The following is a 22460-nucleotide window of genomic DNA, read 5'->3' as shown; positions in this document are numbered from 1 at the left end:
TGGTAACCTCTGGCCCTCCACAAGCCGTCTTTTACTTGCAAGGGGGAACAACCATGTCCGGAGACAGCGCGAAAACAGTGGTCATCGCCGTGGACGGCCCGGCGGCCGCCGGTAAGACCACCACCTGCCTGGCCCTGGCCGACACCTTCGACCTGCGGTACCTGGAAAGCGGGCGCACGTATCGCATCGTGGCCTACGAGGCGATCCGCCGCGGCATACCGGTGGACGACCGCTCCGCCGTCGTGGGACTGTGCGACCGGCTGATCGACGAAAGCCGGACCGGCAACCTGTTCACCTCCAGCCGGTACAGATCGCAGGAACTGAGATCTAATCCGGTCGACCTGGCGGTTTCCGCGGTGGCCAGGATCGGCGAACTGCGCGGCCGCGTCACCGAACTGATCCACCAGTGGGCCCGCGTGCAGACCCGCTGCGTGGTCGAGGGCCGCGACATCGGAACTGTGGTCTTCCCCACAGCGCCGGCGAAGTTCTACCTGACCGCGAAACCGGAAATACGGGCCCGGCGCCGCGTGCACCAAGAAGGGCACGGCTCCTACGAAGAGGTGCTGGAAGACGTCATCCGGCGTGATCAGGCCGATATGTCCCGGCCGGTGGCGCCACTGGTGCCCGCCGAGGACGCGGTCGAGATCGACACCACCGAACTGTCGGTGGCGCAGGTGGTGGGACGAATGGTTTCCGTCTGCCGGGACCGGGGTGTAGCGAATCCATGATCGACAACGACACAGGGTTTTTGACCCCGACGTGTCCGGCCAACACCCGGCGATCGGACGGTGACGACGTGCTGGGCTGCCTGTTCTGCGAAGTCGGCGACCCGCTGTTGAACAACGTGGTGATCGAACGAGAATTGTTCTACGTCCGCTGGGACAACTACCCCGCCGCGAAGGGCCACGTCGAAATCGTGCCCTGGCGGCACGTGGCCAGCTATTTCGACCTCAGTGGTGAAGAAGCCGCCGCCGCGCACGCCATCATCAAAGAGGCGCGCGACCTGCTGGACAAGGAATACCAGCCGGACGGTTACACGATCGGCGTGAACGAGGGGCGGGCCGCCGGTCGCACGATCGACCACCTGCACATCCACCTGATCCCCCGCCACGACGGCGACGTGCGCGATCCGCGCGGCGGGGTCCGGCACGTGCTGCCGGGCACCGATGCCGACGAGTGGGGTGCCTAGCCCTTGTAGCCGGTCGCGATGAACCAGGTGTCTCGCGAGCTGCGGTGGACGGTGGTCGACGCGAACCCGACGGACAGCAGTTCCGCCTCCACCGATTCCGGGGTGCGCTGGGAGAACCACCGCGCACACGCCAGGCGCTTGCCGTCCTTCCAGCCTTCGAACGAACCGGCCTGAAGGCTGATCGCGGCCCGTCCTCCCGGCCGGAGCACGCGGTACATCTCGGTGAAACTCCGGCGGTGGTCACCACGCGGCACGTGGAGCACGCTCGCGCACGCCCACACGCCGGCGAACACGGCACCCGGAAACGGCAGGTCCAGCAGGTCGAGCTGCACCACCCCGGCCGGGGCGCACCGGGACCGGGTCAGCTCCAGCATGCGCTCGCTGAGGTCCCCCGCGACCACGACCAGGCCCCGGCACCCCAGGTACTCGGTGTCCCGGCCGACTCCGCAGCCCAGGTCCAGCACCGGACCGGCGGGCAGCGCGCCGGCGAAGCGGTCCAGGTCCTGGTCCAGCCCGGGGAACAGGTCGAGCGTCGCGGTCGTCACCGCGTATTCGTCCGCGTGCTCGTTGTAGAGCTTCCTGGTCGCGCGGGTGATCCGGCCGGTCGTGTCCTCGTTCAGATGCACTCGAACTCCTCGCGGCCGATGTAGAGGCTCAGTGCGGTCATCTCCTCCCACACCTCCGTGCGGTTGAGCACGTCGAAGCCGTGGCTCGCGTCCAGGCTGACGCAGCCGATGAACCGGCTGCGCCCGTTCCGGATGGGCGTGGCGAACACGGCCCCGCGGTGCCTGACCCGCTTGAACTCCTCCCAGGTCAGGTTCATCACCCAGCGGTGCTTGTGTTCCTCGACGTAACGGTCGAACTCCTCCTCGGTGGTCAGCTCCTGCGCCAGCGGCTCGACGTCGAAGGCGGTCTCGCAGTCCTCCTTCCAGCACAGCCCCACCACCCCCACCCCGCGCGCCGGGGTGAAGGACCGCGTGTTCGGATAGGTCGACATCCGGTAGGTGCCGAGCCGCTTGAGCACGCCCCGCACCGGGTGGCGCAGCGTGCGGCGCTTGCGCCACACGTGCAACGCCAGGTCACCGGTCTCCAGCGGTGGCTCGATGTCCCTGCTGAGCTCCAGCAGCTTCCCGAAACTGGAGAGGATGTAGCGCCGCATGGCCACGTTGCGATCGGCCAGGCTGCGGATCTGCCAGCTCTCGAACGGGGTCAGCGCGCCGAAGATCCCGGCGATGCCCAGCAAGATCAGCATCGGGGCGGGCTGGGGGCCGACCAGCGCGTCCCAGAACGGCTTCGACGGGACGTTGTACGCCTTGCCCGCCAAGGCCAGCGTCGCCGACAACAGCACGGTCTTGTCCAGCAGCCTGGCTGTCGACCGTTTCACGCTCGGACGTCGGCCGGTGCGTGCCGCCACGCCTTGCCGGGCAGTGCGCCCCGCGTGCCATCCGGCCGGACCAGCACGACCTCCCGCCGCTCGGTGACCACGCCGACCCGGTGGAAGTCGAGGCGGCCGGACAACGCGGCCAGCTGGTTGACGGGCGCGGTGAACACCAGCTCGAAGTCGACCGAATCACCGAGCACGACGGCCAGCGGGTCGAGGCCGAGGTGCGCGGCGACCGCGGACACCGCGCCGGGGATCGGCAGCGCCTCCTCGCGGACCTCGACCCCGACGGAACCCGCCTGCGCGACGCCTTCCAGCGCGGCCTTGAGCCCGTCCGAGGTGTCCTGGCAACTGGTCACCACCCCGCTGGCGCCGAGGGCCATTCCGCTGTCGATCCGCGCCTCCGGCCGACGCCAGTAGTCGAGCATGGTGCCGAGGTGGTCCTCCTCGATCCCGGGCTCGGGGTCGGCGGCACGCAGGTAGGCCATGGCGGCTCCGGCGAACCCCGTCGGCGCGGTCAGGCAGATCGCGTCCCCCGGCTTCGCGCCGGTCCGGAACAGCGCCCCGCCCGCCGGGCAGACCCCGAGCGCGGAGGCGGACAGGATGAGGCGCTCGGCCCCGCCGATGTCGCCGCCGACGTTCAGGCAGCCGGAGGCGTCGCAGGCGTCGCGGATGCCCTCCAGCACCCGCCGGAACACCGCGTCGGTCATCTCCGGCGGGTAGCGCACCACCGACAGCACGCCGATCGGCTTGGCCCCCATCGCGGCGATGTCGCTCAGGTTCGCCGCGACCAGGTAGTAGCCGAGGTCGTACTCGTCCAGGTGCCCCATCTCGTACAGCCGGAACTTCGGCCCGCGCACGTAGTCCGAACCGACCACCAGCTCGTGGTCGCCGTGGAAGCGGTAGACCGCGCAGTCGTCCTGCGCTTCCACCCCCGCCACGAGGTCCACGCGGCTTCGGTCGGGCCAGTTCACCGGCGTGAAGGCGTCGGGCTGACGGCCGAACAGCGGCACGATGGTCTCCGCCAGTCTGGTCGGTTCATCCGAGAAGGCGCGGTCATCGGGCACGGGGTTCCTCCATGGCGAGCCGGGCAGGCCAGTCACGGACCCGCCGCATGGTCGAGCGAAGCGCGTCCTTGCGCATGACCACGGCGTAATCCCATTCCGGGTCTTCGATCGAAAGAATCGAACCGGCGACCGCGCGCAGGTACTGCCGCCGCTGTGTGGTCGGCAGGTAAACGCGGCAGTGCCCTTCGTGCAAACGCAGGAAATAGGCGGAATCCGGCCACGGTGGCCGCACCAGGTCGGTGATCGAATCCAGGTCGTGGTAGCGCAGTCCGTCGGCGAGCATGATCCGGTCCACCGCGGGTCCGGAAACGGGGAGCAGGTGCAGGTGCGCGTGCGTGATGCAGGCGTGGCTCACCTGACCGGCACTGGAACCGTGTTCGAGGAACAATGGCTCGCCGAAAACCTCGCGGTACAGCCCGCGCACCCGCTCGATCAGTGCCACGGCTTCCCGTTGGTGCTCGCCGAGCGCCTGGGCGAACGACAGGTAGTGCCGCTTCGGCAACAGGAGCAGGTGCCCGGTGGTCAACGGCGAGAGGTCCGCCAGCAGTTCGAAGTTCGGCGTCGAATGGACGCGTCTCGACGGCGGGTCGCCTTCGTAGAAACGACGGAACGAGGTGTCGGCCGCACCGGAAATCTCTTCGCAGAAATCCGCACCGGTGCACGGCACGGCTGTGATCATTCTTCCCCCCGACGTCGCCTCGCGATGCGCCATGCCGGGGTATTTTTCCGCATCGGCCGCACGTTACGGGGGTTTGCCCGGCAGGTTAGCTCGAACGTCGCAAGAGCAGGCAGGAAAGGTAGACCGACTGTTTGCCGTACCCCCGAACAGGGAGATCAAGTGTCCCCACTGGCCTGCGGCACCCGCGTAAGGTGTCCAGTTTCTGTCCGGGGAGGATTTGCGCATATCCATTTCCGCATTCCGCTCGGGAGAATTCCCGGCGCCCGGGTACGCGGAACCGCCCGGCGACGGGTGGTCGCCGGGCGGTTCGGGTGGGAGGGTCAGCCCTGCGGGGTGCTGGGCTGGGCGCTCGGTTGCTGCGGCTTGGTGGTCGTGGTGACCGGCGGTTCCGGGGCGCTGCTGGCCGGCTCGTCCGACGGCTCGGCCGGGGCCGTGGTGGTCGGCTCGGTGGACTCGCTCGGCGCGGACTCGGCCGGCGTGCTCGCCGGGGCCTCCCGGGATTCCGAGGCCGGGGCCTGCTCGGCCGGTTCACCGCCCCGGGTCCCGCCGCCGCCGACGATGTGGCCGATGGTGCTGCCGCCACCGCCGGAGACGCTGCTGCCGGTGGCGAACTCGAACCCGGTGATCACCAGGATCGCCAGCACGAAGCCCACCACGCTGGTGCCGATGAGCAGTGGCCAGCGCAGTTTGCGCAAACGGCTGACCGCCTGCTCCTCGGTTTCCGGTGACACCGTCGAAACGGGCGATTCCGGCGATTCCGAGGAAACCGTCTTCGAGTCCGAAGGGGACTCAACGGTCACCACCTGCGTTCGCGAGCCCAGCGTCCGCGCGCGCAACGCGGCGAGCTTGGTCCGTTCGAGCGAACGCACGTACAGTTCGCCACCCACGGTGGTGATCACACTGGCCAACCCGGCGCCGACCACGGTGCCCGCCACGCCCAGTGTCGAGCCGAGCAAGGCGGCGGTCACCGCCGCCAAGGCGGCCGCGGCCACCTGGATCGGTCTGATACCTGACTTCGTCTCTTTCTCCTCTGACATGGATCCGTTCTTCTCCGCCCCTGCGTTTTCGCTCTTTCTCCCAACGAATAAGTCGCACGGGATGCTCCCCGCGTTGCCCGATGGTGAGCCCCGCCACCCTCACTATCCACAATGGACTATCCACCCACGGCGGCCCGATCCTTGGCATACTCCCGCCATGCAGCTGATCTCCCTCGAGCACATCCGGACCGCCGCCGGCCGCATCGCGGGTGCCGCGATCCGCACCCCCCTGCTGCCGCAGCACTGGGCGACCGGCGCGCCGCTCTGGCTGAAAGCCGAGAACCTGCAGGGGATCGGCGCGTTCAAGATCCGCGGCGCCTACAACGCCATCGCCGCGCTGAGCGAGCCGCAGCGGCAACGCGGGGTGGTCGCCTACTCGAGCGGCAACCACGCGCAGGCGGTCGCCGCGGCGGCGAAGATGTTCGGCGTGCGCGCGGTGATCGTGGTCCCGGACAGCACCCCGCGCAACAAGGTCGAGGCCACCACCGCGCACGGCGCCAAGGTCATCGAGGTGCCGATCGCGCAGCGCGAACTCGCCGCGCAAACCCTCGCCGACCAGCACGGGTTCAACCTCATCCCGCCCTTCGACCACCCCGAGGTGATCGCCGGGCAGGGCACCGTCGGCCTGGAGATCGCCGAGGACCTGCCCAGTGTGCAGGTGGTCCTCGTGCCGGTCAGCGGCGGCGGGCTCGCCTCCGGCATCGGCACCGCGATCAAAGCGCTGGTACCCACGGCCAGGGTGTACGCGGTCGAGCCGGAGCTCGCCGCCGACACCGCGGAGGGCCTGCTGTCGGGCAACCGGGTGGACTGGCCGGTCGACTGGCGGGCGCGCACCATCGCCGACGGCCTGCGCGCCCAGCCGTCCGAACTGACCTTCGCGCACCTCAAGCGGGTCGTCGACGGCATCGTCACGGTCAGCGAGGATGAGATCCGCGCCGCCGTGCGGGTGCTGGCGACCCAGGCGCACCTGGTCGCCGAACCCAGCGGCGCGGTGACCACCGCCGCCTACCTCTTCCGGCGCGCTGAACTGCCGGAAGGCCGCACGGTCGCCGTCGTCTCCGGCGGCAACATCGACGCCGACCTGTTCGCCGAGCTACTCCGGGCGTGACCGCGCGTAGGCGGCCGGCGGCGCCTCCACCCCGCAGTGCAGGCACTCCCCCGGTTCCGGGTGGTCGTGCTCGGATTCGGACTCCCCGCCGAGCACGTCGTTGCGCACGCCGAGCGCCACCAGGCCACCGGCCACGGCCAGCCCGGCGCACACCAGCAACGCCGTCCGCCAGCTCGCGGTGAGCGCCACCGGATCGGCGTAGGCCGCCCCGGTCAGGCCCGCGACCGCGGGCAGCAGGGCGACGGCCAGCAGCCCGCCCGTCCGCGCGACGGCGTTGTTCACCCCGGACGCGACCCCGGCGTACTGGTCCGGCGCGGCGGCCAGCACGGTCGCCGTCACCGGCGCCACGACCGTGGCCAGGCCCAGCCCGAACACGGTCACCGCGGGCAGCACGGCCCCCAGGTACGACGCGCCCGGCTCGACCCGGAGCAACAGCAGCATCCCCACCGCGACCAGCATCGGGCCCACGACCAGCTGCAACCGAGGCCCGATCTTCTGCGCCAGCCGACCCGAATAACCCGAGAGCACCAGCATCACCACGGTGATCGGCAGCCCGGCCACCCCCGCCGCGGTCGGCGAGTACCCCAGTGACACCTGCAGCTGCAGCACCATCAACATCATCACGCCACCGAGCGCGGCGTAGACGACCAGCGTGAGCGCGTTGGCCACGGTGAACGTCCGGCTGGCGAACAACTGCGGCGGCACCAGCGGATCGGCCGACCGCCGCTGCATCACCACGAACCCCACCAGCCCGGCCAGCCCGACCACCCCGGACCCGGCCACCAGCACGTCCCCGGCCCCGCGCACCGGCAGTTCGACCAGCGCCGCGGTGACCCCGGCCAGCCCGAGCGCGCCGACCACCGAGGCCAGCACGTTCGGCCTGCCGGTGTGCTGCTGTTCGTCGCGCGACTCCGGCACGTACTTGCGCGCCAGCCACACGCAGACCACCGCGATCGGCAGGTTGATCAGGAACGCCAGCCGCCACGACCACAGCTGCACCAGCAGGCCGCCGACCAGCGGGCCGACCGCGGCGGCGATCCCGCCGAGCCCGGACCAGGCGCCGATCGCCCTGGCCCGTTCGGCCCGCGGGAACGCCGACTGCAGGATCGCCAGCGAACCGGGTGTGAGCAGCGCTCCCCCGGCTCCCTGCAGGATCCGGGTGGCGACGAGCATCTCGGTGGACACGGCGAGCCCGCACAGCACGGACGCCACGCCGAACCAGACCACGCCGATGACGAAGACCCGGCGCCGCCCGTACCGGTCGCCGAGCGAGCCGGCGATCAGGATGAGCGACGCCAGCGCCAGCAGGTAGCCGTCGAGGATCCACTGCAGACCGGAAACCGAGGCCTCGAGCTCCCCGCCGATCCGCGGCAGTGCGACGTTGACGATGGTGCCGTCGAGCATGGCCATGCCCGACCCGAGAATGGTCGTGGCGAGCACGCCACGCGCGGCCGGTGTTCCCCAGCGGACGAGGTCTGGGGAGCTCGACGGCTTTTCCCGGGGGTTGGGGGGTCGCCCCCCGTGCGATGTCACGGCCGATTCAGCGTGGTGACGAACTTGTACCGGTCACCGCGGTAGATCGAACGGACGAACTCGACCGGCTTGCCGTCGGCGGCGAACGAGTGCCGTGACAGCAACAGCATCGGCATGCCGACGTCGGCGCCGAGCAGTTCGGCCTCCTGCGGCCCGGCGAGCGCGGTTTCGATGGTCTCCTCCGCGCGCTCCATCTCCACGCCGAACTGCTCACGCAGCACCGCGTACAGCGAACCGCCCGCGCTGACGTGCTTGCGCAGCCCGCGGAACCGGCCCAGCGGCAGGTGCGTGGTCTCCAGCGCCATCGGCTCGGCGTCGGCCAGGCGCAGCCGGCGCATGCGCAGCACCTTCGCCCCGGCCCGGATGCCGAGCAGCTTCGCCAGCTCGCCCTCGGCGGGCAGTTCGTCGATCTCCAGCAGCTTCGACGACGGCTCGCGCCCGGACGCCCGCATGTCCTCGGTGTAGGACGACAACTGCAGGCGCTGGGCGAACTTCGGCTCGGCGGCGAACGTGCCCTTGCCCTGCACCCGGTGCAGCCTGCCCTCCACGGTCAGGTCGGCCAGCGCCTGGCGGACCGTGGTCCGCGAGACGCCGAAATCGCCGGCCAGCGCCCGTTCGGTGGGGATGGACGACCCGGCAGGCAGCGCCTCCAGCAGGTCCAGCAGGTGCTGTTTCAGAGCCCAGTACTTCGGCTCGCGCTGCCCCCGGGTCCCGGTGGCCGAGCCGGGTTCCCCGGGCGGTGATGTCTCCAACATGAGCGGCTCCTTCACAACACGCGCGACTCCTCAGGGAAAAAGTACTCTTCGACGGAACCAGGTCGACCGGCTAGCATTGGTCTAGACCTATGTGAGGAGACGCATGACGACCGTAGAGGGTCAGCAGCCCGGCGCGCACATGGCCGCCGAAATCGCCGAACAGCCCGCCGTGCTGGCGGCCCTGCGCGAGCGCCGCTCCGAGATCGCGGGGGTGGCCGAAGCCATCGCGAAACACCCGCCACGCTTCGCTTTGCTGGCCGCGCGGGGGTCCAGCGACCACGCCGCGCTCTACGCCAAGTACCTGATCGAGGTGCTGCTGGGCTTGCCCGCCGGACTGGTCTCCCCGTCCACCGTGACGCTCTACGGAGCCGCTCCGGACCTGCGCGACGTGCTCCTGGTCACGGTGAGCCAAAGTGGAGGTTCACCTGATCTGGTGGAATTCACCGAGGCGGCGCGGAAGCAGGGCGCACGCACCGTGGCGGTCAGCAACACTCCGTCGTCACCGCTGAGCGCCGCCGCGGAACTGGCCGTGGACATCGGCGCGGGCCAGGAGCAGGCGGTCGCCGCGACCAAGACCTACTCGGCCACGCTGCTCGCGCTGTACCTGCTCATCGACGCCGTGCGCGGCGGCAAGGGCGCGGACGCCGACGGGCTCGGCGAACTGGCCCAGCAGACCCTCGACCGCTCGGCGGCCGGCGTGCAGCGCGCGGTCGACCGGTACCGCTTCGTCAACCGGGTGATCACCGCCGGGCGCGGTTACTCCTACGCGACCGCGCTGGAAGCCTCGCTCAAGCTCGCCGAGACCAGCTACCTCGCCGCGCGTGCCTACAGCGGCGCCGACCTCCTGCACGGCCCGGTCGCCGCGATCGACGGCGAGACCGCGGTGCTCGCGCTGACCAACCGCGGCAAGGGCGGCGAAGCCATGCGCGACGTGCTCGACGCGGTTTCGGGCCGGGGCGCCGACGTGCTGGCCATCGGTTCGGCCGCCGCCGACGTGCCCGCCGCCCTGCGGATCGAGGTGCCGCCGGTGGCCGAAGAACTGGCCCCGATCCTCGACGTCCTCCCGGCGCAGAGCCTGGCGCTGGGCCTCTCACTGGCCAGGGGCGGCGACCCCGACCGGCCCCGCGGTCTCAACAAGGTCACTAAAACCCGCTGATCGCTCGCCACGATGGGTGACTAGTGACCTGTTTCACGGCATAGTTCACCTTCGTGTTGCGAGGAGGCCCTGAGTGAGTGACCCCAGCCGCCCCTGCGTCGTCGGTGTGGACGCGGGCGGGACGTCCACCCGCGCGCTCGCGCTCGACGCCGACGGCATCGTGCTCGGCAGCGGCCGCGCGGCCGGTGCCAATCCGAACGCGCACCCGCCCGCGCAGGCGGCGGCGAACATCGCGGCCGCCATCGGCGACGCCCTGCGCGACGCCGATCCGGCCGCGGTCAGAGCGTGCGTGGTCGGCATGGCCGGGGTGAGCAAGCTGACCGATCCCGCGATGGCGAAGGTCTTCGACGAGGCGTGGGCCGGGCTCGGGCTGCACACCGCGGTGCGCATGGTCACCGACGCCGAGGCCGCGTTCGCCTCGGCCACCGACGCCCCGGACGGCACCGTGCTGGTCGCGGGCACCGGCTCGATCGCGGCCCGCATCCGCAAGCGGCGCCTGGTCTCCACCGCGGGCGGGTACGGCTGGCTGCTCGGCGACGAGGGTTCGGCGTTCTGGATCGGCCGCGAGGCCGTGCGGTCCACACTGGCCGCACTCACCGCGGGCGGGCCGTTCGAGGGATTGCCCGCCGCGGTGCTCCGCGAAGCGCTGCACATGTCCGATTTGGACGCCTTGCGCGCGCAGACCGAAACCGACCGGTTGCTCACCTCGCGCCGGCTCATCACCACGTGCAACTTCGAATCGCCGATCCGGCTCGCCCGGTTCGCCCCGCTGGTCAGCGCGAGCGCCGCCGGAGGTGACGCCACAGCACGGGAAATCACCGACCGCGCGGCGGAGTTGCTGGTGGCCAACGCCCTCGCGGCCCGTGAAGCGGGCGAGGACACGCCGGTGGTCATCGTCGGCAGCGTGCTCGTCGGGGACAGCCCGGTCGGCGCGCGGGTACGGGAAACGCTGAGTGCCCTGGACATCCGTTCCGCCACCGATGGCGTACTCGGCGCCGCCTGGCTGGCGGCAGTGGACGCCTTCGGTGAGAACGCTCCGCGACCGGTGCTGGAAATCCGGTAGCGCGCGTCGACTACGCACGTGGTTTACGAGTACGGTGGAGGGCGGCCCCCGGACCCTCCCCCCTCGCCGGGGGCCGTCTACTTCTCTTCCGGCGACCGCGGGTGCCGCAGGCCGGGGTGTTCGGCGGGCAGCGCGCGGTGGAGCACCCAGCCGCTGACCGCGAGGGTGAGCGCCACCAGCGGCCAGGAAAGCACCGTCCTGGCGATGCCGAGCGCGACCACCTGACCGCTCCACCACAGCGAGCCGTACACGAGCACGCGCAGGGTGTACTGGCCGAACACCCACACCCAGCTGGCCCGCGAGTACGCGCGCAGCAGCTCGGGATCGCGGCGCCAGCGGGTCTTCTGCCCGAGCGCGAACCCGACCACCACGCCCAGCAGCGGCCACCGCACCACGATGCTCGCCGCCCACAGCAGCGCACTGGCCACATTGGACAGCAGCTGGATCAGGAAGAAGTCCTCCGCGCGCCCGGTGTGCAGCGCGATCAGCGCCGCCGCGATCACCGCGGCCAGGCTGACCACCACCGCGCGCGCCTTGTCCCCGGTCACCAGCCGGAAGGCGCCGAGCAGCACGGCGACCCCGATCGCCACCCCGGCGCCCCAGGCGATCGAGGAATCCGCGGCCAGCCAGCCGACCACGAAGGCGGCCGGCGGCACGCTCGCGTCCAGTGCGCCCTTGCGCCCGCCGAGCAGTTCGGCCAGGGACTCGCGCGGTTCGGTCACAGGCGGCTCCGTCACCCCTACAGCCTGCCTCAAACCACAGAGGAAGGGCACCCTTACCTTTGGCGGACACCCCGGGTACACCTAGATCATTCCCGAGGATGATGCCGGGCGCCCGCGCGAGGGCGTCTAATTGCGGGTGCCAAGATGTCTCCACACGTACGACACTGTGACGTCCGAGCAAAACAGAGGTTGCGGCAATCGGGATTGTGGGGCGATCTTCGAGTGTTGAACCCGGCTACGGAGGAGTTTTTCGCAGGGCACGGGGTGGAGGGAGACCCAGATTGTATGGCTTTGACAGCTACGTCGCCGTCGGCGACAGCTTCACCGAAGGGCTGAACGACGACCTTCCGGACGGCAGTTTCCGGGGTTTCGCCGATCGGCTGGCCGAGATTCTGGCTGGGGGCCGGAGTGACTTCCGTTACGCCAACACGGCGCTGCGGGGCAAGATGATCGCCGAGATCGTCGACGAGCAGATCCCGGTGGCACTGGAGTTCCAGCCGGATCTGGTGACGCTGTGCGCCGGCGGCAACGACATCGTGGTGCCCGGGGTGGACGTGGACGCGGTCGCCGCCCGCTTCGAGGAGGCCGTGGTCGCGCTGCGCTCGGCCGGGATCACCGTGGCGGTGTTCACCGGACCGGACACCAAGGTGATGTCGGTGATGAACCGGCTGCGCGGCAAGGTGGCCATCTACAACGCCCACCTGCGCGCGATCGCCGAGCGGCACGGCGCGCACCTGGTCGACCTGTGGTCCATGGAGGCGCTGCACGACCGGCGGGCGTGGAGCGACGACCGGCTGCACTTCACCCCGGAGGGCCACCGCCGGATCGCGCTGTGCACCGCCGACGTGCTCGGCGTGCCGCTCGACCAGGACTGGCGCGAGCCGTGGCCTGCCGCCACCGAACCGGACACCTGGATCTCGCTGCGGCGGTCCGATCTGGAATGGACCAGGGTGCACCTGCTGCCGTGGATCCGCCGCCAGCTGCGCGGTGAGTCCCTCGGCGATGGGCTCACGCCCAAGCGGCCCCGGCTCGACCCGTTGCGTCCCACGGATGGTGGATTGGTGGAGTCCCAGCCCTTGCCCTGAGCCATTCGGCGGACACGGGCCCCGGGGGTCGGCTAGTGTCCGCTACCTGAATGACTGGGGGAGGCGGTTTCGTCGTGTCCACTTGGCAGCAGCCCACCGACGCCGGCCAGTGGCTGGACGCGGTGCCGTGGGTGATCACCGACTCGCAGCTGGGGGCGGCCGGTCCGCCCGCCGGCGGGTTCGCGATGAGCCGCAGCGAGATGATCACCGTGCTGACCGAGGCCAAGCAGCTGCGGGTGCTGGTCGACAAGCAGATCATGACCACCCAGCCGCTCAGCCGGATCACCCCGCCGGGGCGTGATCCGGCGAGCGAGCGGTACGTCGCCGCGGCGAACCTCACCGGCTTCAACTACCTCAACCACCTGCGGTTGCAGTCGAAGTACCTCGGCGACCTGGTCGGCAAGCTGAACAAGGCGCTGGGCAACGTCGAGGAGACCGACGCGAACTCGGCCGCCGCGGCGCGGAAGGCCGGCGAGCACTGATGGGGTGGTTCCTGGGGGACGGCGGCCCGTGGGCCGGGCTCGACGAGTACCTGAAGAAGCTGGAAGAGGACGGCGCGTTCATCCCGCCGGGTGATCTGGTGCGGATGGTTCGCGAAGGCGCGGGCCCGGCCAGCCTGCAGGAAGCCCGCCAGCTGGGTCTCGAACAGCACGACGAGCAGCGCGAGCTGGAAGACGGCGCGCGACGGCTGGTGGCGAAGCTCGAATCCGCGTGGACCGGCAGCGCTTCCGACGCCGCGCGCGCGAACATCCAGCCGCTGGCCACGGTCGCCGAGATCGCGGCGAAGACGCTGAAGACGAACTCCGAGGTCGTGCAGAACCAGGTGCACAGCTTCGAAAACCTGAAGTCCTCGCTGCACCAGGTGCCGGACGACGCGCCGGAGAAGGGGTTCTGGGACAGCGCGACCCCGTGGGACACCGACACCGAGGACCAGATCAACCAGCGCAACCAGCAGGTCTCGGAGAACAGCGAGAAGTACTCGGCCTACGTGCAGACCAGTGACGACAACAAAGCGTCGATGGTCGCCGACTACGGCCACGTGCCCGGGTACAGCGGAAATGATTTCGCGGTCGAGCCCCGCAAACCGGGTGATCCGGACGAACCCGAACACGACGGCAAATACCGGGTACCGGAAAAGAAAAGCGACGATTCCACCCAGATCAGCGGATTCACCGGTCATCCCCAGACCGGCATTCCGCAGCCGAACATTCCCCCGCCCGTCCAGCCGCCGGGGCAACCACCGGTTCAGCCACCGCCGAATCCGCACATTCCGATCGGCACCACGCCGTCCGGCTACCAGCCGCCCTCACCGCCCAAGCCCTCGAAGCCTTCGTGGCCCGGCATCTCGGGCATGGGGCCGGGCGGTGGTGGCTTCGGCCCGCGGGGTGGCGGTGCCGGTGGTGACTTCGGCGCGGGTGCCTTCGGGCCGGGCGGCGGCATCCCGTCGGCCGGTGTCGGCGGTGGTGGCTCGGGCGGCGGCGGTGGTGCTTCCGGGGCGCCCGGTGCCGGTGGCCGGGTCGGCGCGGGCCTGCCGGGCGGCGCGGGCGGTCCGGGTGCGCCCGGTGGCGCGCAGGGCGGTCCTGCCGCTCGCGGTGGCGCGGGTTCCGGCATGGGCGGTGGCGGTGGTGGCGGCGGCGGACGCGGCCAGGGTGGTGAGGACGGCGAGCACCGCCGTGCCTCCTACCTCGAGGAAGCCGATCCGGACGCGATCTTCGGCACCGACGAGCGGACGGCGCCGCCGGTGATCGGGCAGTGAGCGTGCGCGTGCCGCGGCCGATCGTGCTGCCGCTGGCGGTGTTCCGGCAGGCGTGGAAGTGGCAGGGGCTGGGGCCGCTGCACCCGGTGATCGGCATCGAGGAGCGCTGGGCCGACACCGACACCCAGCGGGACCTGGAGAACCGCATCCTCGACGGGCTCAACCGGGCGGGGCTGGCCCGCAACGGCGTGCTGAGCAGGCACTTCAAGGACGTGCTGAAGGTGCTGGCCGAGGCCGACCGCGAGTTCTACGGCTGGGTCGGGCTGGTCGACTCCGGCCGTTCGGCCGGGGTGCTGGTGGCCACCGACGAGTTCGGCAGCGCCGTCCGGGTGTTCCGCGACGACGCGCACCTGCGGCTCGACCAGGCCGAGTTCGACGCCCCCGAGCGCAGCCTGGTGGACTCGCTGCCGCGGGTGCCGCCCGCGGCGGTGCCGGAGCTGCGCGTGCCGCGGTCGAAGGCGGACGCGGTGACCGAGGTGACCAGGACCCGGCGGACCGGCGTGCACAAGCTGCACGCCGCACGCCCGGACCGCGGCGGCTCGCGACGGCGCAGTGCGCCACTGACCGTGCTGGACCTCGCCGGGCGCGGCCGGGTGATGACGTTCGTCACCGAGGGCAGAGGGGCCGAACCCCAGGTCACCTGCGCCCCCGGCGGTCCGGAGGCGCTGGTACGCCACCTGCACGCGGCGGATTCCGCGCTTCGGCCGTACTGAGGAAGACCGCTCGGGTTATGGTCGGGGCATGTCCGGTCGCCTGTTGCTGATCCCGTTGGCGCTGGTGGTGACCGCCGCGATGGCGCTGGTGATCACCTGGACGGACGGCGCCCGGCTGAAAGCCGAGATGACGCAGGCCACGAGCACGCCGGCCGCGTCACCCGCCGGGCAGCCCGCGACCGGTGCGGCGGGTGGTGAGCTGCAGGCCGAGATCGACGGCGTGCTGGCCGCGCACCCGATCACCTTCACCCCGGACACCGCGGAACTCACCCCGGAGGGTGAAAACACCGTCGGGCAGATCCGGGACCTCCTGGCGAAGGCACCCGCCTCGGCCACCTTCGAGGTGGGCGGGCACGTCGCGAAGACGCCGGGGGACGAGGAGTCGGGACTGGAGCTGTCGCGGCAGCGCGCCGAGGCGGTGGCCGCACTGCTCGGCCTCGGCGACCGCATCAGCGCGAAGGGGTACGGGGACACACGACCCAAGGCGGGCGGTGGGGACGACCGCCGGGTCGAGATCACGGTCAAGTAGGGGGAGTTGGGCGATGTTGTGGTTGTTCGGCCAGATCTGGTTGTGGCTGCTGGCCGCCTTCGGGCTGGGTGTGCTGCTGACCTGGCTGGTGCTGGGCGCGGTGCACCGGAAACAGCTGGCTGCCGCGGAGGCCGCGGCCCTGCCGCCGCTGGAGCCCGCCGGACCGCTCGAGTCCGCCAGGCCGCTTGAGCCCGCCGGGTCGCCGCCGCTGGAGCCCGCTGGGCCGCCGGAGGAGCCCGTCCTGCTCACCCACCCGGCCGATGACCAGCCGGCCTCCTACGACTACCCCAGCGACGACTACGACGCGCCCTACCCCGCGACCGCCGATGCGGGCTATCCCACCGGTGGCCAACTCGGCACGACCTACCCGGCGACCACCGACGACGGCTACCCCGGCACGACCTACGCGGCAGCCGCCGATGAGGGCTACCCCGCCGTTGGCCATGCCGATGCGACTTACCCCGCGGACGACCACGACGAGGTCTATCCCCGCACCGCCCACTCCCCCGGGCGCGGCACGGGCCTCTTCAACGACGACCACACCTACCCCAGCGACGACGAGGCCTACCCCGGTTCGAGCGGGCACAGCTACGCGGCCTACCCCGGCGGCCAGTACGCCGCCAACGGCTACCCCGCAGCCCACGACGGCTATCCCGACGAGGACTACCCGGACCAGCCGGCCGAGGACCACCCCGCCGCCCCGGCCAACCACCGCTACTCCACCGCCACCGGCTACCCCAGCGAGCCGCCCGCCGTCAACGGCCAAGCCCCAGCCGACCACGGCTACTCCAACACCGAGCCCGCCGACACCGGCTACCACGGTGACGAATCCGGCTATCCGGACGCCGAACCCGCCCACGCCCCCTATCCCGGCGGCGCCCCTACCGGCAACAGCTATCCCGGCGGCTCCCCAGCCGACCACGGCTACCCCGGTGAGCCGTCCCCCGACACCGGCTATCCCAGCGGCGAACCCGGCAGCAACGGCTATCCCGGCGGGCCGTCCGCCGACACCGGCTATCCCGGCGAAGCCCCAGCCGACCACAGCTATCCCGGCGGCACCCCAGCCGACCACGGCTACCCCGGTGAGCCGTCCGCCGCCAACGGCTATCCCAGCGGAGAATCCGCCGACACCGGCTACCCGGACGACGAACCTGCCGACGCGCCCTATCCCGGCGGGCAGCACGCCGCCAACGGTTACCCCGGCGATGACGAGGACGGTCACCGCTATCCCGGCGCCCACCGAAGCCCAAGCCAGAGCCCAGCCCAGAGCCAAAGTCAGAGCCGGCACCAAGTCGACTGGCCGGTGGAGAACGCCCAACCGGCCTGGCCGACCGACGAGGACTGGCCGCCTGCGGAGCCGCGTCGGCGCGACTGGTAATTTCGGCTGTCCATTCGAGGAGGGTCGATGCCGCTGCCGCACTGGACCGCGGACGGGGTGCTCCCACCCGGCGCGCATCCGGCGGATCTGGCCGATATCTACGAGCGCCTGGTCTGCGACGCGCCCTACCAGAACGAGCGCGAGATCCTGTTCAGCGCGCTGAGCAGCTATCTCGGCGTCGTCTGCCGGGTCATCCCGTCCGGCCGCGCCTGGGTCGACGGCGGGCTCGCGTTGTGGTCCAACGAACCGCCGGGCACCGTCGACGTGGTGCTCATCCCGGACGAGTGGGGAAGCCTGAAGAAGCTCGACGGCGCCGCCCGCGCCGCGCTCTACGGGATGGTCACCCTGCGCGGCGCGATCATCGGCCAGCCCGCCATGTACCTCGATCAGGTACAACCGGTCGGCGGCCTGCTCGACGGCTACCTCTGCGTCCCCGGCCACGAAGAGGTCTGGGCGCAGACGTGGTCCTCGGTGCGCGGCCCGTACGGCCCGATCGAGGGTCTCGTCAAGGGGTACGCGGAGGTGCGCTGGTGAACAAGTTCCGCGAGCTGGCCGAGGACATCCCCGGCGGCACCTGGCTCGACGACCTCGCCCGTGCGTCGGCGATGGCGGCGCACGCGAAGTTCGAGCGGACCTCCCGGTCACCGCTGCTGCGCGTGTCGGTGCTCGGGTCCTCGCAGCAGGACGCCTACACCTTTTCCGACATCGGCCGCGCCCTGCAGGACGCGACGGCGAAGATCGGCCGGATCATCCGCGATCCGCAGAGCGAGATCACCTACGTGCAGCCCGCCGACCGCGAGAAGGCGCCGCTGATCCAGCGCGGGCAGGCGGGCAACACGCTGTTCTTCGGCTTCCCCGAACCGGAACCCGCCGACGCGCTGATCCACGACGGCATCGAGACGCTGTCCGAGCGCGCGGTCAAGGAACTGTGCGACTTCCTGCCCGCCAACGGTTCCGACGACGGCGCGCTGGACGCGGTGCTGCTGCAGCGCGACACCGTGCGCAACGCGGTCAGCGACATCGTCGCGGCGGTCACCAAGAACGCGGGCATCGGCATGCAGCTGACCACCACGGCCGGTGAGGACGTGGCGCGCAGCATGACCACCGAGCAGGCGCGCGTGCTGCGCGGCAGCCTGCGGGAGTCGCGCGAGGAGGTCGGGTACGAGACGGTCTCCGGCAGGCTCGACGGCGTGCGCACGCGGCGGCGGATCTTCTACCTGGAGCGGGAATCCGGCGGCACGGTCCAGGGCGCGGTGGCGCCGGACCTGCTGGACGAGATCAAGCTGAACCTGGACCGCCCGGTCACCGCGCGGCTGCGGGTCGTGCGCACCACGACCATCGACGGCCGCCGCGGCCGACCGGTCTACGAGCTGCTCGAGATCACCCCGGAAACCAGCCTCTTCTGAGTGCGGTGTGGTGTCGAACGGGCGCGCTCCCGTTCGTAGCCAAGGTGAGAGGCCCACCGACCGCACCCCCAGGAGCGCACCATGACCGCGACCTACACCTTCGACATTTTCTCCAGCCTCGACGGCTTCGGCTCCTGCGACAGCAACGGCGACTGGGGCGGCTACTGGGGCAAGCAGGGCCCCGAGCTGCTCGAACACCGCCTCGGCTTGTACCGCGAGGAGCAGCGGATGGTCTTCGGGGCCACCACGTTCCGTGCGCACGCGCGGATGGTGGCCTCGAGCGCCGAAGGTGACGACGTCCGCGACCCGTGGGTGGCCCGGATGCGGGACCTGCCTGCCACGGTCGTGTCGAGCACCTTGGAAGACACCTTCGGCTGGCCGGACGCGACCATCGTGCGGGGCGACGCCGTCGACATCGTCACCCGGCTCAAGGAGGAGTCCGAGGTGCCGTTGCGTTCGCACGGCAGCCTGTCGCTGAACTGGGCGCTGATGGCCGCCGGGCTGGTCGACCGCGTGCAGGTGACGATCTTCCCGGCGCTCACCGGGCGAACCGGGACGGACCCGATCTTCCGAGGCGCGGCGGACTTCGACCTCGAACTGCTCGAGAGCCGCACGCTCGACGGTCGCATCCAGGAGTTGGTCTACCGGCCCACGCTGCACGCGTGACGGCCGGCCGGCGCTCCCCCTCGGCGCGCCGGCCGGCCGGTGCACGCCGGACCCTCCCCCTGGCCGGTCCGGCGCGATGGCTCCCGCGCGTCCCACCACGCCGCGGAAGCCGCGGTGATCGCCGGCCCCTCGGCCCTCCCCGGCCGCCGGACGATCACCGCGTTTCGAACACTACGCGTGAGCGTCGACACGCTGCTAAGAGTTCACTAAGTAGATATTTCACCTGTCCGCGAGAATCTTCCGCTCACCGGACAGGGATGGTGACTTACCGCTATTCCGTCACTGCTGCCAGTTCGTCACCGAGTTCGCCCGGCCACGGCGCACCCGCGTCCCGGAACCGTTCTTCGGCGAGTTTGAGCTGGTCGAAGGCCTGGGACCGGTCACCGCGAGCCCGCAGCACGCGCCCCAATGCCGCTCGCGAAACGCCTTCCTGCAACACGAATCCGCGACTAGTGGTCAGGTCGATTGCCTGACGCGCACAGCGTTCCGCCTGGCCCAATTCGCCGGTGCTCAGGTACAGCTCCGCCAGGTTGTTCAGCGATACCACTGCGTAACTGTCGTCGCCGAGTTCGCGGTCGATCGCCAGCGAACCGAGCTGGTGCTCGATCGCCTCGGCGTACCGGCCGGACAGCTTTTCCGCCTCCGCGCAGTTGTTCAGCGCCTGCCCGCGCAGCGCGAGATCACCGGTGCGCTCGGTCTCGTCGATCGCCTGGCGCAGCCGCTCGATAGCCTCGTCGTACCGTCGCGAACTGCTCAACGCCGCGCCCACGTGGATGTTCGCCGAGACCAGCAGCCGCTTGTCCCCGACTTCGACGGCCAGTTCCAGCGCGTGTTCCGCGTCGGCCAGCCCGCCGCCGTCGACGCCGAAGGTGAGCGCGATGGCGCACCGCGAGATCAGCATCCAGCAGTGCGCGAGCGGATTCCCGGACGCCTTCGCCGCCGCCAGCCCCAGTTCGACCAGGCCGGTCCACTCGTCGCGCAACGGCCGCACCACGCGGTAGGTGTGGACCACGCGCGCGAGCCACCAGGCGTCCTCGAACCGGCCGGCGCGGTAGGCGGCTTCGCAGGTCTCCAGCAGGTTCGGCCATTCCAGCGCGAACCAGTCGAGCGCGTCGTCGAAACCGGACAGCGCGGGCGACGCCTCTTCCGGCAGCGAGGTGGTGAAGTCGAGCGGGTCCACGATCCGCAGCAGCCGCCGCCGCGCCCGGTCGGCCGCCGCCTGGTAGTACCGCACCGACCGCCGCAGCACGGCCTCGCGTTCGGTGGCGGCCAGCTCCACCTCGGCGAGATCACGCAGGTAGAGGCGGATCAGGTCGTGCGGCGCGAACACGTCGCGGCCGACCTCGGTGAGCAGGTGGTACGCCGCGAGCGTGCGCAGCCGCCGTCGTGCCTCGGGCACCGCCGTGCCGCCGATCGCCGCGGCCAGGTGCGGGCCGATCGTCGCCCCGGTGAACGCGCCGAGCAGGCGGAACAACGCGCCGACCGCCTCCGGCAGCCCGCGGTGGGACACGTCCAGCGCGACCCGCACGCTCGCCTGGGCCACGTCCGCCCCGGCGACGTCCAGCGCGGTCAGCCGGGTGCGCTCGTCGGCCAGCTCCGCCACCAGGTCGTCGACAGTCCACTGTGGACTTGCGGCCAGCCGGGCGCCGGCCACGCGCAGGGCCAGCGGCAGGTACCCGCACAGTTCGGCCAGCTTGTCGTAGTCGCCCGGCCCCGCCACCTCCTCGATCAACCGCACGGCGTCGGCGGGTGGCATGGTCTCCAGCGTCCGGATGCGGGCCGCGTTGGCGATCACCAGCCCGTCCAGGCGGGCGCGGCTGGTCACCACGGCCACCGAGCCGGGCGCGGGCGGCAGCAGCGGGCGCACCTGCTCGGCCGAGCGCGCGTCGTCGAGCACCACGAGCACGCTCGCGTCGGACAGCAGCGAGCGGTACAGCGCGATCCGTTCGTGCGCCTTCTCCGGGAGTTCGGCGGGCCGCACGCCGAGGCCCAGCAGGAACTGGGTGGACACGTCGCCCGGCTCGAGCGGCGGGTGCGCCGGGTCGAACCCGCGCAGGGACGCGAACAGGACGCCGTCCGGGAAGTTCTCCGCGTTGCGGTGCGCCCACGAGATCGCCAGCGTGCTCTTGCCGACGCCGGGCGCCCCGGTCACCACGCCGACCACGCTCACGCCGTGGCGCGCCTGCTCGGTCAGACCGTCCAACCAGGCCAGTTCCCCTTCCCGGCCGGCGAACCGGGGGATCGCGGCGGGCAGCTGGGCCGGGGTGACGCGGACCAGCCGGGGCGGTGGTTCCTTCGACGTCGCCGGGTCGGTGAGGTCGTCGCGCAGGATGCGGTCGTGCAGTTCGCGCAGCTCAGCGCCGGGGTCGATGCCGAGCGTGCCGACCACGTGCCGGGCCGCGCGGCGGTACACCGCGAGCGCGTCGGCCCGGCGCCCGGCGTGGTAGAGCGCCCGCATCAGCTGGCCGATCGTGCGCTCCGCCAACGGGTTCTCGCGCACCATGGTGGTCAGCTCGGAGATCAGCTCGGCGTGCCGCCCGAGTTCGAGGTCGGCGTCGACGCGGGCGCCGTGGACCGCGAGGCGCAGGTCCTCCAATTCGGGCGCGTGCACCGAATCCGGCACACCGGACAGCACGGGACCTTTCCACAGCGCGAGCGCCTCGGCGAGCACGGACGCGCGGCGCTCCGCCCCGGCGGCGGTGGCGTATTCGAGCAGCGCCCGCGCGCGGTGGACGTCGATCTGCGACGGGTCGACGGTCAACTGGTAGCCGGGCGGACGGGTGTGGATCTGCGCGCCGTCACCGCCGTCACCCTGGATGGACCGCAGCACGCGGCGCAGGTGCGAGACGTTGCCGTGCACGATGGTCCGCGCGGTCGCCGGTGGATCATGACCCCAGAGCGCGTCGATGATGTCGTCCAGTGGAACGACTTTGTTGGCACGCAAGGCCAGTAGCGCCAGCAGCCCGCGCACCCCCGGACCGCCGACGGGCACCGGCCGCGAACCGGCGAGCAGTTGCACCGGTCCGAGCAGCTGGAACCAGGCTTGCCGGGACGCGAAATCCCCTTCGCTCACTACGCCTCCCCTGCGTCGTGGACGAGCAGGACAAGACGTTACTCGCAAACCCGGCGGAAGGCGGGGCTGGAACAACGGAGCGGAAAACAACATCGCCCTGCACCATCAGTCCCGATCTGATGGTGCAGGGCGGTGTTGCCGACTGCCACGTGCCGGTGCGGGTG

The 22460-nt window shown here is 71.2% G+C and carries 23 protein-coding genes; 14 read left to right on the top strand and 9 right to left on the bottom strand.

The genetic code is table 11. The features are described 5' to 3' along the window. Positions 1-53: 53 nt before the first annotated feature. Both cmk and L3Q67_RS14140 read left to right on the top strand, forming a co-directional pair. Complete coding sequence (gene cmk, locus L3Q67_RS14145) at positions 54-728, top strand: (d)CMP kinase (protein ID WP_499189931.1); 675 nt, start codon at positions 54-56, stop codon at positions 726-728. Next, complete coding sequence (locus L3Q67_RS14140) at positions 725-1189, top strand: HIT family protein (RefSeq protein WP_499189930.1); 465 nt, start codon at positions 725-727, stop codon at positions 1187-1189. The genes cmk and L3Q67_RS14140 overlap by 4 nt, the downstream gene beginning before the upstream one ends. On the opposite strand, the gene L3Q67_RS14135 is transcribed toward L3Q67_RS14140, so the two are convergent. The 5 genes from L3Q67_RS14135 to L3Q67_RS14115 form a co-directional block, all read right to left on the bottom strand. Next, entirely contained in the window at positions 1186-1815 is a 630-nt protein-coding gene (locus tag L3Q67_RS14135) for a class I SAM-dependent methyltransferase (protein WP_499189929.1), read from the bottom strand. The genes L3Q67_RS14140 and L3Q67_RS14135 overlap by 4 nt on opposite strands. Next, entirely contained in the window at positions 1806-2573 is a 768-nt protein-coding gene (locus L3Q67_RS14130) for a hypothetical protein (protein WP_499189928.1), read from the bottom strand. Before L3Q67_RS14130 ends, L3Q67_RS14135 begins: the two co-directional genes overlap by 10 nt. Beyond that, the gene (gene thiL / locus L3Q67_RS14125; protein WP_499189927.1) at positions 2570-3637 is read right to left on the bottom strand and encodes a thiamine-phosphate kinase; all 1068 of its coding nucleotides are present in this window, start codon (positions 3635-3637) and stop codon (positions 2570-2572) included. The genes L3Q67_RS14130 and thiL overlap by 4 nt, the downstream gene beginning before the upstream one ends. Then, the gene (locus L3Q67_RS14120) at positions 3627-4316 is read right to left on the bottom strand and encodes an HIT family protein (protein WP_499189926.1); all 690 of its coding nucleotides are present in this window, start codon (positions 4314-4316) and stop codon (positions 3627-3629) included. The genes thiL and L3Q67_RS14120 overlap by 11 nt, the downstream gene beginning before the upstream one ends. 320 nt (positions 4317-4636) lie before the next feature. Continuing rightward, entirely contained in the window at positions 4637-5353 is a 717-nt protein-coding gene (locus tag L3Q67_RS14115; protein ID WP_499189925.1) for a hypothetical protein, read from the bottom strand. Positions 5354-5510: 157 nt separating this feature from the next. On the opposite strand from L3Q67_RS14115, the gene L3Q67_RS14110 reads away from it, so the two are divergent. Continuing rightward, a complete protein-coding gene (locus L3Q67_RS14110; RefSeq protein WP_499189924.1) occupies positions 5511-6461 on the top strand; it encodes a threonine ammonia-lyase in 951 nt (316 codons plus the stop codon). Here L3Q67_RS14110 and L3Q67_RS14105 read toward each other — a convergent pair. Together L3Q67_RS14105 and L3Q67_RS14100 are read right to left on the bottom strand one after the other, a co-directional pair. After that, entirely contained in the window at positions 6447-7871 is a 1425-nt protein-coding gene (locus L3Q67_RS14105) for an MFS transporter (protein WP_499189923.1), read from the bottom strand. The genes L3Q67_RS14110 and L3Q67_RS14105 overlap by 15 nt on opposite strands. Before the next feature lie 119 nt (positions 7872-7990). Continuing rightward, entirely contained in the window at positions 7991-8749 is a 759-nt protein-coding gene (locus L3Q67_RS14100) for a GntR family transcriptional regulator (protein WP_499189922.1), read from the bottom strand. Between the two features lie 103 nt (positions 8750-8852). On the opposite strand from L3Q67_RS14100, the gene L3Q67_RS14095 reads away from it, so the two are divergent. Continuing rightward, positions 8853-9905, top strand: a complete 1053-nt coding sequence (locus L3Q67_RS14095) for an SIS domain-containing protein (RefSeq protein ID WP_499189921.1) — start codon at positions 8853-8855, stop codon at positions 9903-9905. Positions 9906-9978: 73 nt separating this feature from the next. Further along, positions 9979-10968, top strand: coding sequence for an N-acetylglucosamine kinase (locus tag L3Q67_RS14090; RefSeq protein WP_499189920.1), 990 nt, complete (start codon positions 9979-9981; stop codon positions 10966-10968). A 77-nt stretch (positions 10969-11045) separates the two neighbouring features. Here the strand turns inward: L3Q67_RS14090 and L3Q67_RS14085 are convergent, their stop codons facing one another. Further along, the gene (locus L3Q67_RS14085) at positions 11046-11690 is read right to left on the bottom strand and encodes a DUF3159 domain-containing protein (RefSeq protein ID WP_499189919.1); all 645 of its coding nucleotides are present in this window, start codon (positions 11688-11690) and stop codon (positions 11046-11048) included. A gap of 281 nt (positions 11691-11971) precedes the next feature. On the opposite strand from L3Q67_RS14085, the gene L3Q67_RS14080 reads away from it, so the two are divergent. The 9 genes from L3Q67_RS14080 to L3Q67_RS14040 all read left to right on the top strand — a co-directional run bounded on the left by L3Q67_RS14080 (position 11972) and on the right by L3Q67_RS14040 (position 19223). After that, positions 11972-12775, top strand: a complete 804-nt coding sequence (locus L3Q67_RS14080) for an SGNH/GDSL hydrolase family protein (RefSeq protein ID WP_499189918.1) — start codon at positions 11972-11974, stop codon at positions 12773-12775. Positions 12776-12825: 50 nt separating this feature from the next. Then, positions 12826-13257 (top strand): hypothetical protein, encoded by a 432-nt coding sequence (locus L3Q67_RS14075; RefSeq protein ID WP_499189917.1) that lies wholly within the window; start codon positions 12826-12828, stop codon positions 13255-13257. Further along, positions 13257-14531, top strand: a complete 1275-nt coding sequence (locus L3Q67_RS14070) for a hypothetical protein (RefSeq protein WP_499189916.1) — start codon at positions 13257-13259, stop codon at positions 14529-14531. The genes L3Q67_RS14075 and L3Q67_RS14070 overlap by 1 nt, the downstream gene beginning before the upstream one ends. Before the next feature lie 2 nt (positions 14532-14533). Next, entirely contained in the window at positions 14534-15244 is a 711-nt protein-coding gene (locus L3Q67_RS14065; protein ID WP_499189915.1) for an ESX secretion-associated protein EspG, read from the top strand. Between the two features lie 28 nt (positions 15245-15272). Next, a complete protein-coding gene (locus tag L3Q67_RS14060) occupies positions 15273-15773 on the top strand; it encodes an OmpA family protein (protein WP_499189914.1) in 501 nt (166 codons plus the stop codon). A gap of 13 nt (positions 15774-15786) precedes the next feature. Next, positions 15787-17151, top strand: coding sequence for a chromosomal replication initiator protein DnaA (locus L3Q67_RS14055; protein WP_499189913.1), 1365 nt, complete (start codon positions 15787-15789; stop codon positions 17149-17151). A gap of 27 nt (positions 17152-17178) precedes the next feature. Then, a complete protein-coding gene (locus tag L3Q67_RS14050) occupies positions 17179-17685 on the top strand; it encodes a DUF6932 family protein (RefSeq protein ID WP_209662889.1) in 507 nt (168 codons plus the stop codon). Then, the gene (locus tag L3Q67_RS14045) at positions 17679-18557 is read left to right on the top strand and encodes a hypothetical protein (RefSeq protein WP_209670733.1); all 879 of its coding nucleotides are present in this window, start codon (positions 17679-17681) and stop codon (positions 18555-18557) included. Before L3Q67_RS14050 ends, L3Q67_RS14045 begins: the two co-directional genes overlap by 7 nt. Positions 18558-18638: 81 nt before the next feature. Beyond that, positions 18639-19223 carry a dihydrofolate reductase family protein gene (locus tag L3Q67_RS14040; protein WP_499189912.1) on the top strand — a complete coding sequence of 195 codons (585 nt, stop codon included), beginning with the start codon at positions 18639-18641 and terminating at the stop codon, positions 19221-19223. Positions 19224-19494: 271 nt separating this feature from the next. Here L3Q67_RS14040 and L3Q67_RS14035 read toward each other — a convergent pair whose 3' ends face one another. After that, positions 19495-22296, bottom strand: coding sequence for an AfsR/SARP family transcriptional regulator (locus L3Q67_RS14035; protein ID WP_499189911.1), 2802 nt, complete (start codon positions 22294-22296; stop codon positions 19495-19497). Between the last annotated feature and the right edge of the window lie 164 nt (positions 22297-22460).

Source organism: Saccharothrix sp. AJ9571, from assembly GCF_021725495.1.
In the GTDB taxonomy this organism is placed as follows: domain Bacteria; phylum Actinomycetota; class Actinomycetes; order Mycobacteriales; family Pseudonocardiaceae; genus Amycolatopsis; species Amycolatopsis magusensis.
This window is presented reverse-complemented; position numbering and strand designations above follow the sequence as displayed.

Coding starts and splice junctions, on each gene's coding strand:
- cmk (WP_499189931.1), top strand. CDS start 54: ATGTCCGGAGACAGCGCGAAAACAGTGGTCATCGCCGTGGACGGCCCG.
- L3Q67_RS14140 (WP_499189930.1), top strand. CDS start 725: ATGATCGACAACGACACAGGGTTTTTGACCCCGACGTGTCCGGCCAAC.
- L3Q67_RS14120 (WP_499189926.1), bottom strand. CDS start 4,316: ATGATCACAGCCGTGCCGTGCACCGGTGCGGATTTCTGCGAAGAGATT.
- L3Q67_RS14115 (WP_499189925.1), bottom strand. CDS start 5,353: ATGTCAGAGGAGAAAGAGACGAAGTCAGGTATCAGACCGATCCAGGTG.
- L3Q67_RS14110 (WP_499189924.1), top strand. CDS start 5,511: ATGCAGCTGATCTCCCTCGAGCACATCCGGACCGCCGCCGGCCGCATC.
- L3Q67_RS14105 (WP_499189923.1), bottom strand. CDS start 7,871: ATGGCCATGCTCGACGGCACCATCGTCAACGTCGCACTGCCGCGGATC.
- L3Q67_RS14100 (WP_499189922.1), bottom strand. CDS start 8,749: ATGTTGGAGACATCACCGCCCGGGGAACCCGGCTCGGCCACCGGGACC.
- L3Q67_RS14095 (WP_499189921.1), top strand. CDS start 8,853: ATGACGACCGTAGAGGGTCAGCAGCCCGGCGCGCACATGGCCGCCGAA.
- L3Q67_RS14075 (WP_499189917.1), top strand. CDS start 12,826: ATGACTGGGGGAGGCGGTTTCGTCGTGTCCACTTGGCAGCAGCCCACC.
- L3Q67_RS14070 (WP_499189916.1), top strand. CDS start 13,257: ATGGGGTGGTTCCTGGGGGACGGCGGCCCGTGGGCCGGGCTCGACGAG.
- L3Q67_RS14060 (WP_499189914.1), top strand. CDS start 15,273: ATGTCCGGTCGCCTGTTGCTGATCCCGTTGGCGCTGGTGGTGACCGCC.
- L3Q67_RS14055 (WP_499189913.1), top strand. CDS start 15,787: ATGTTGTGGTTGTTCGGCCAGATCTGGTTGTGGCTGCTGGCCGCCTTC.
- L3Q67_RS14050 (WP_209662889.1), top strand. CDS start 17,179: ATGCCGCTGCCGCACTGGACCGCGGACGGGGTGCTCCCACCCGGCGCG.
- L3Q67_RS14040 (WP_499189912.1), top strand. CDS start 18,639: ATGACCGCGACCTACACCTTCGACATTTTCTCCAGCCTCGACGGCTTC.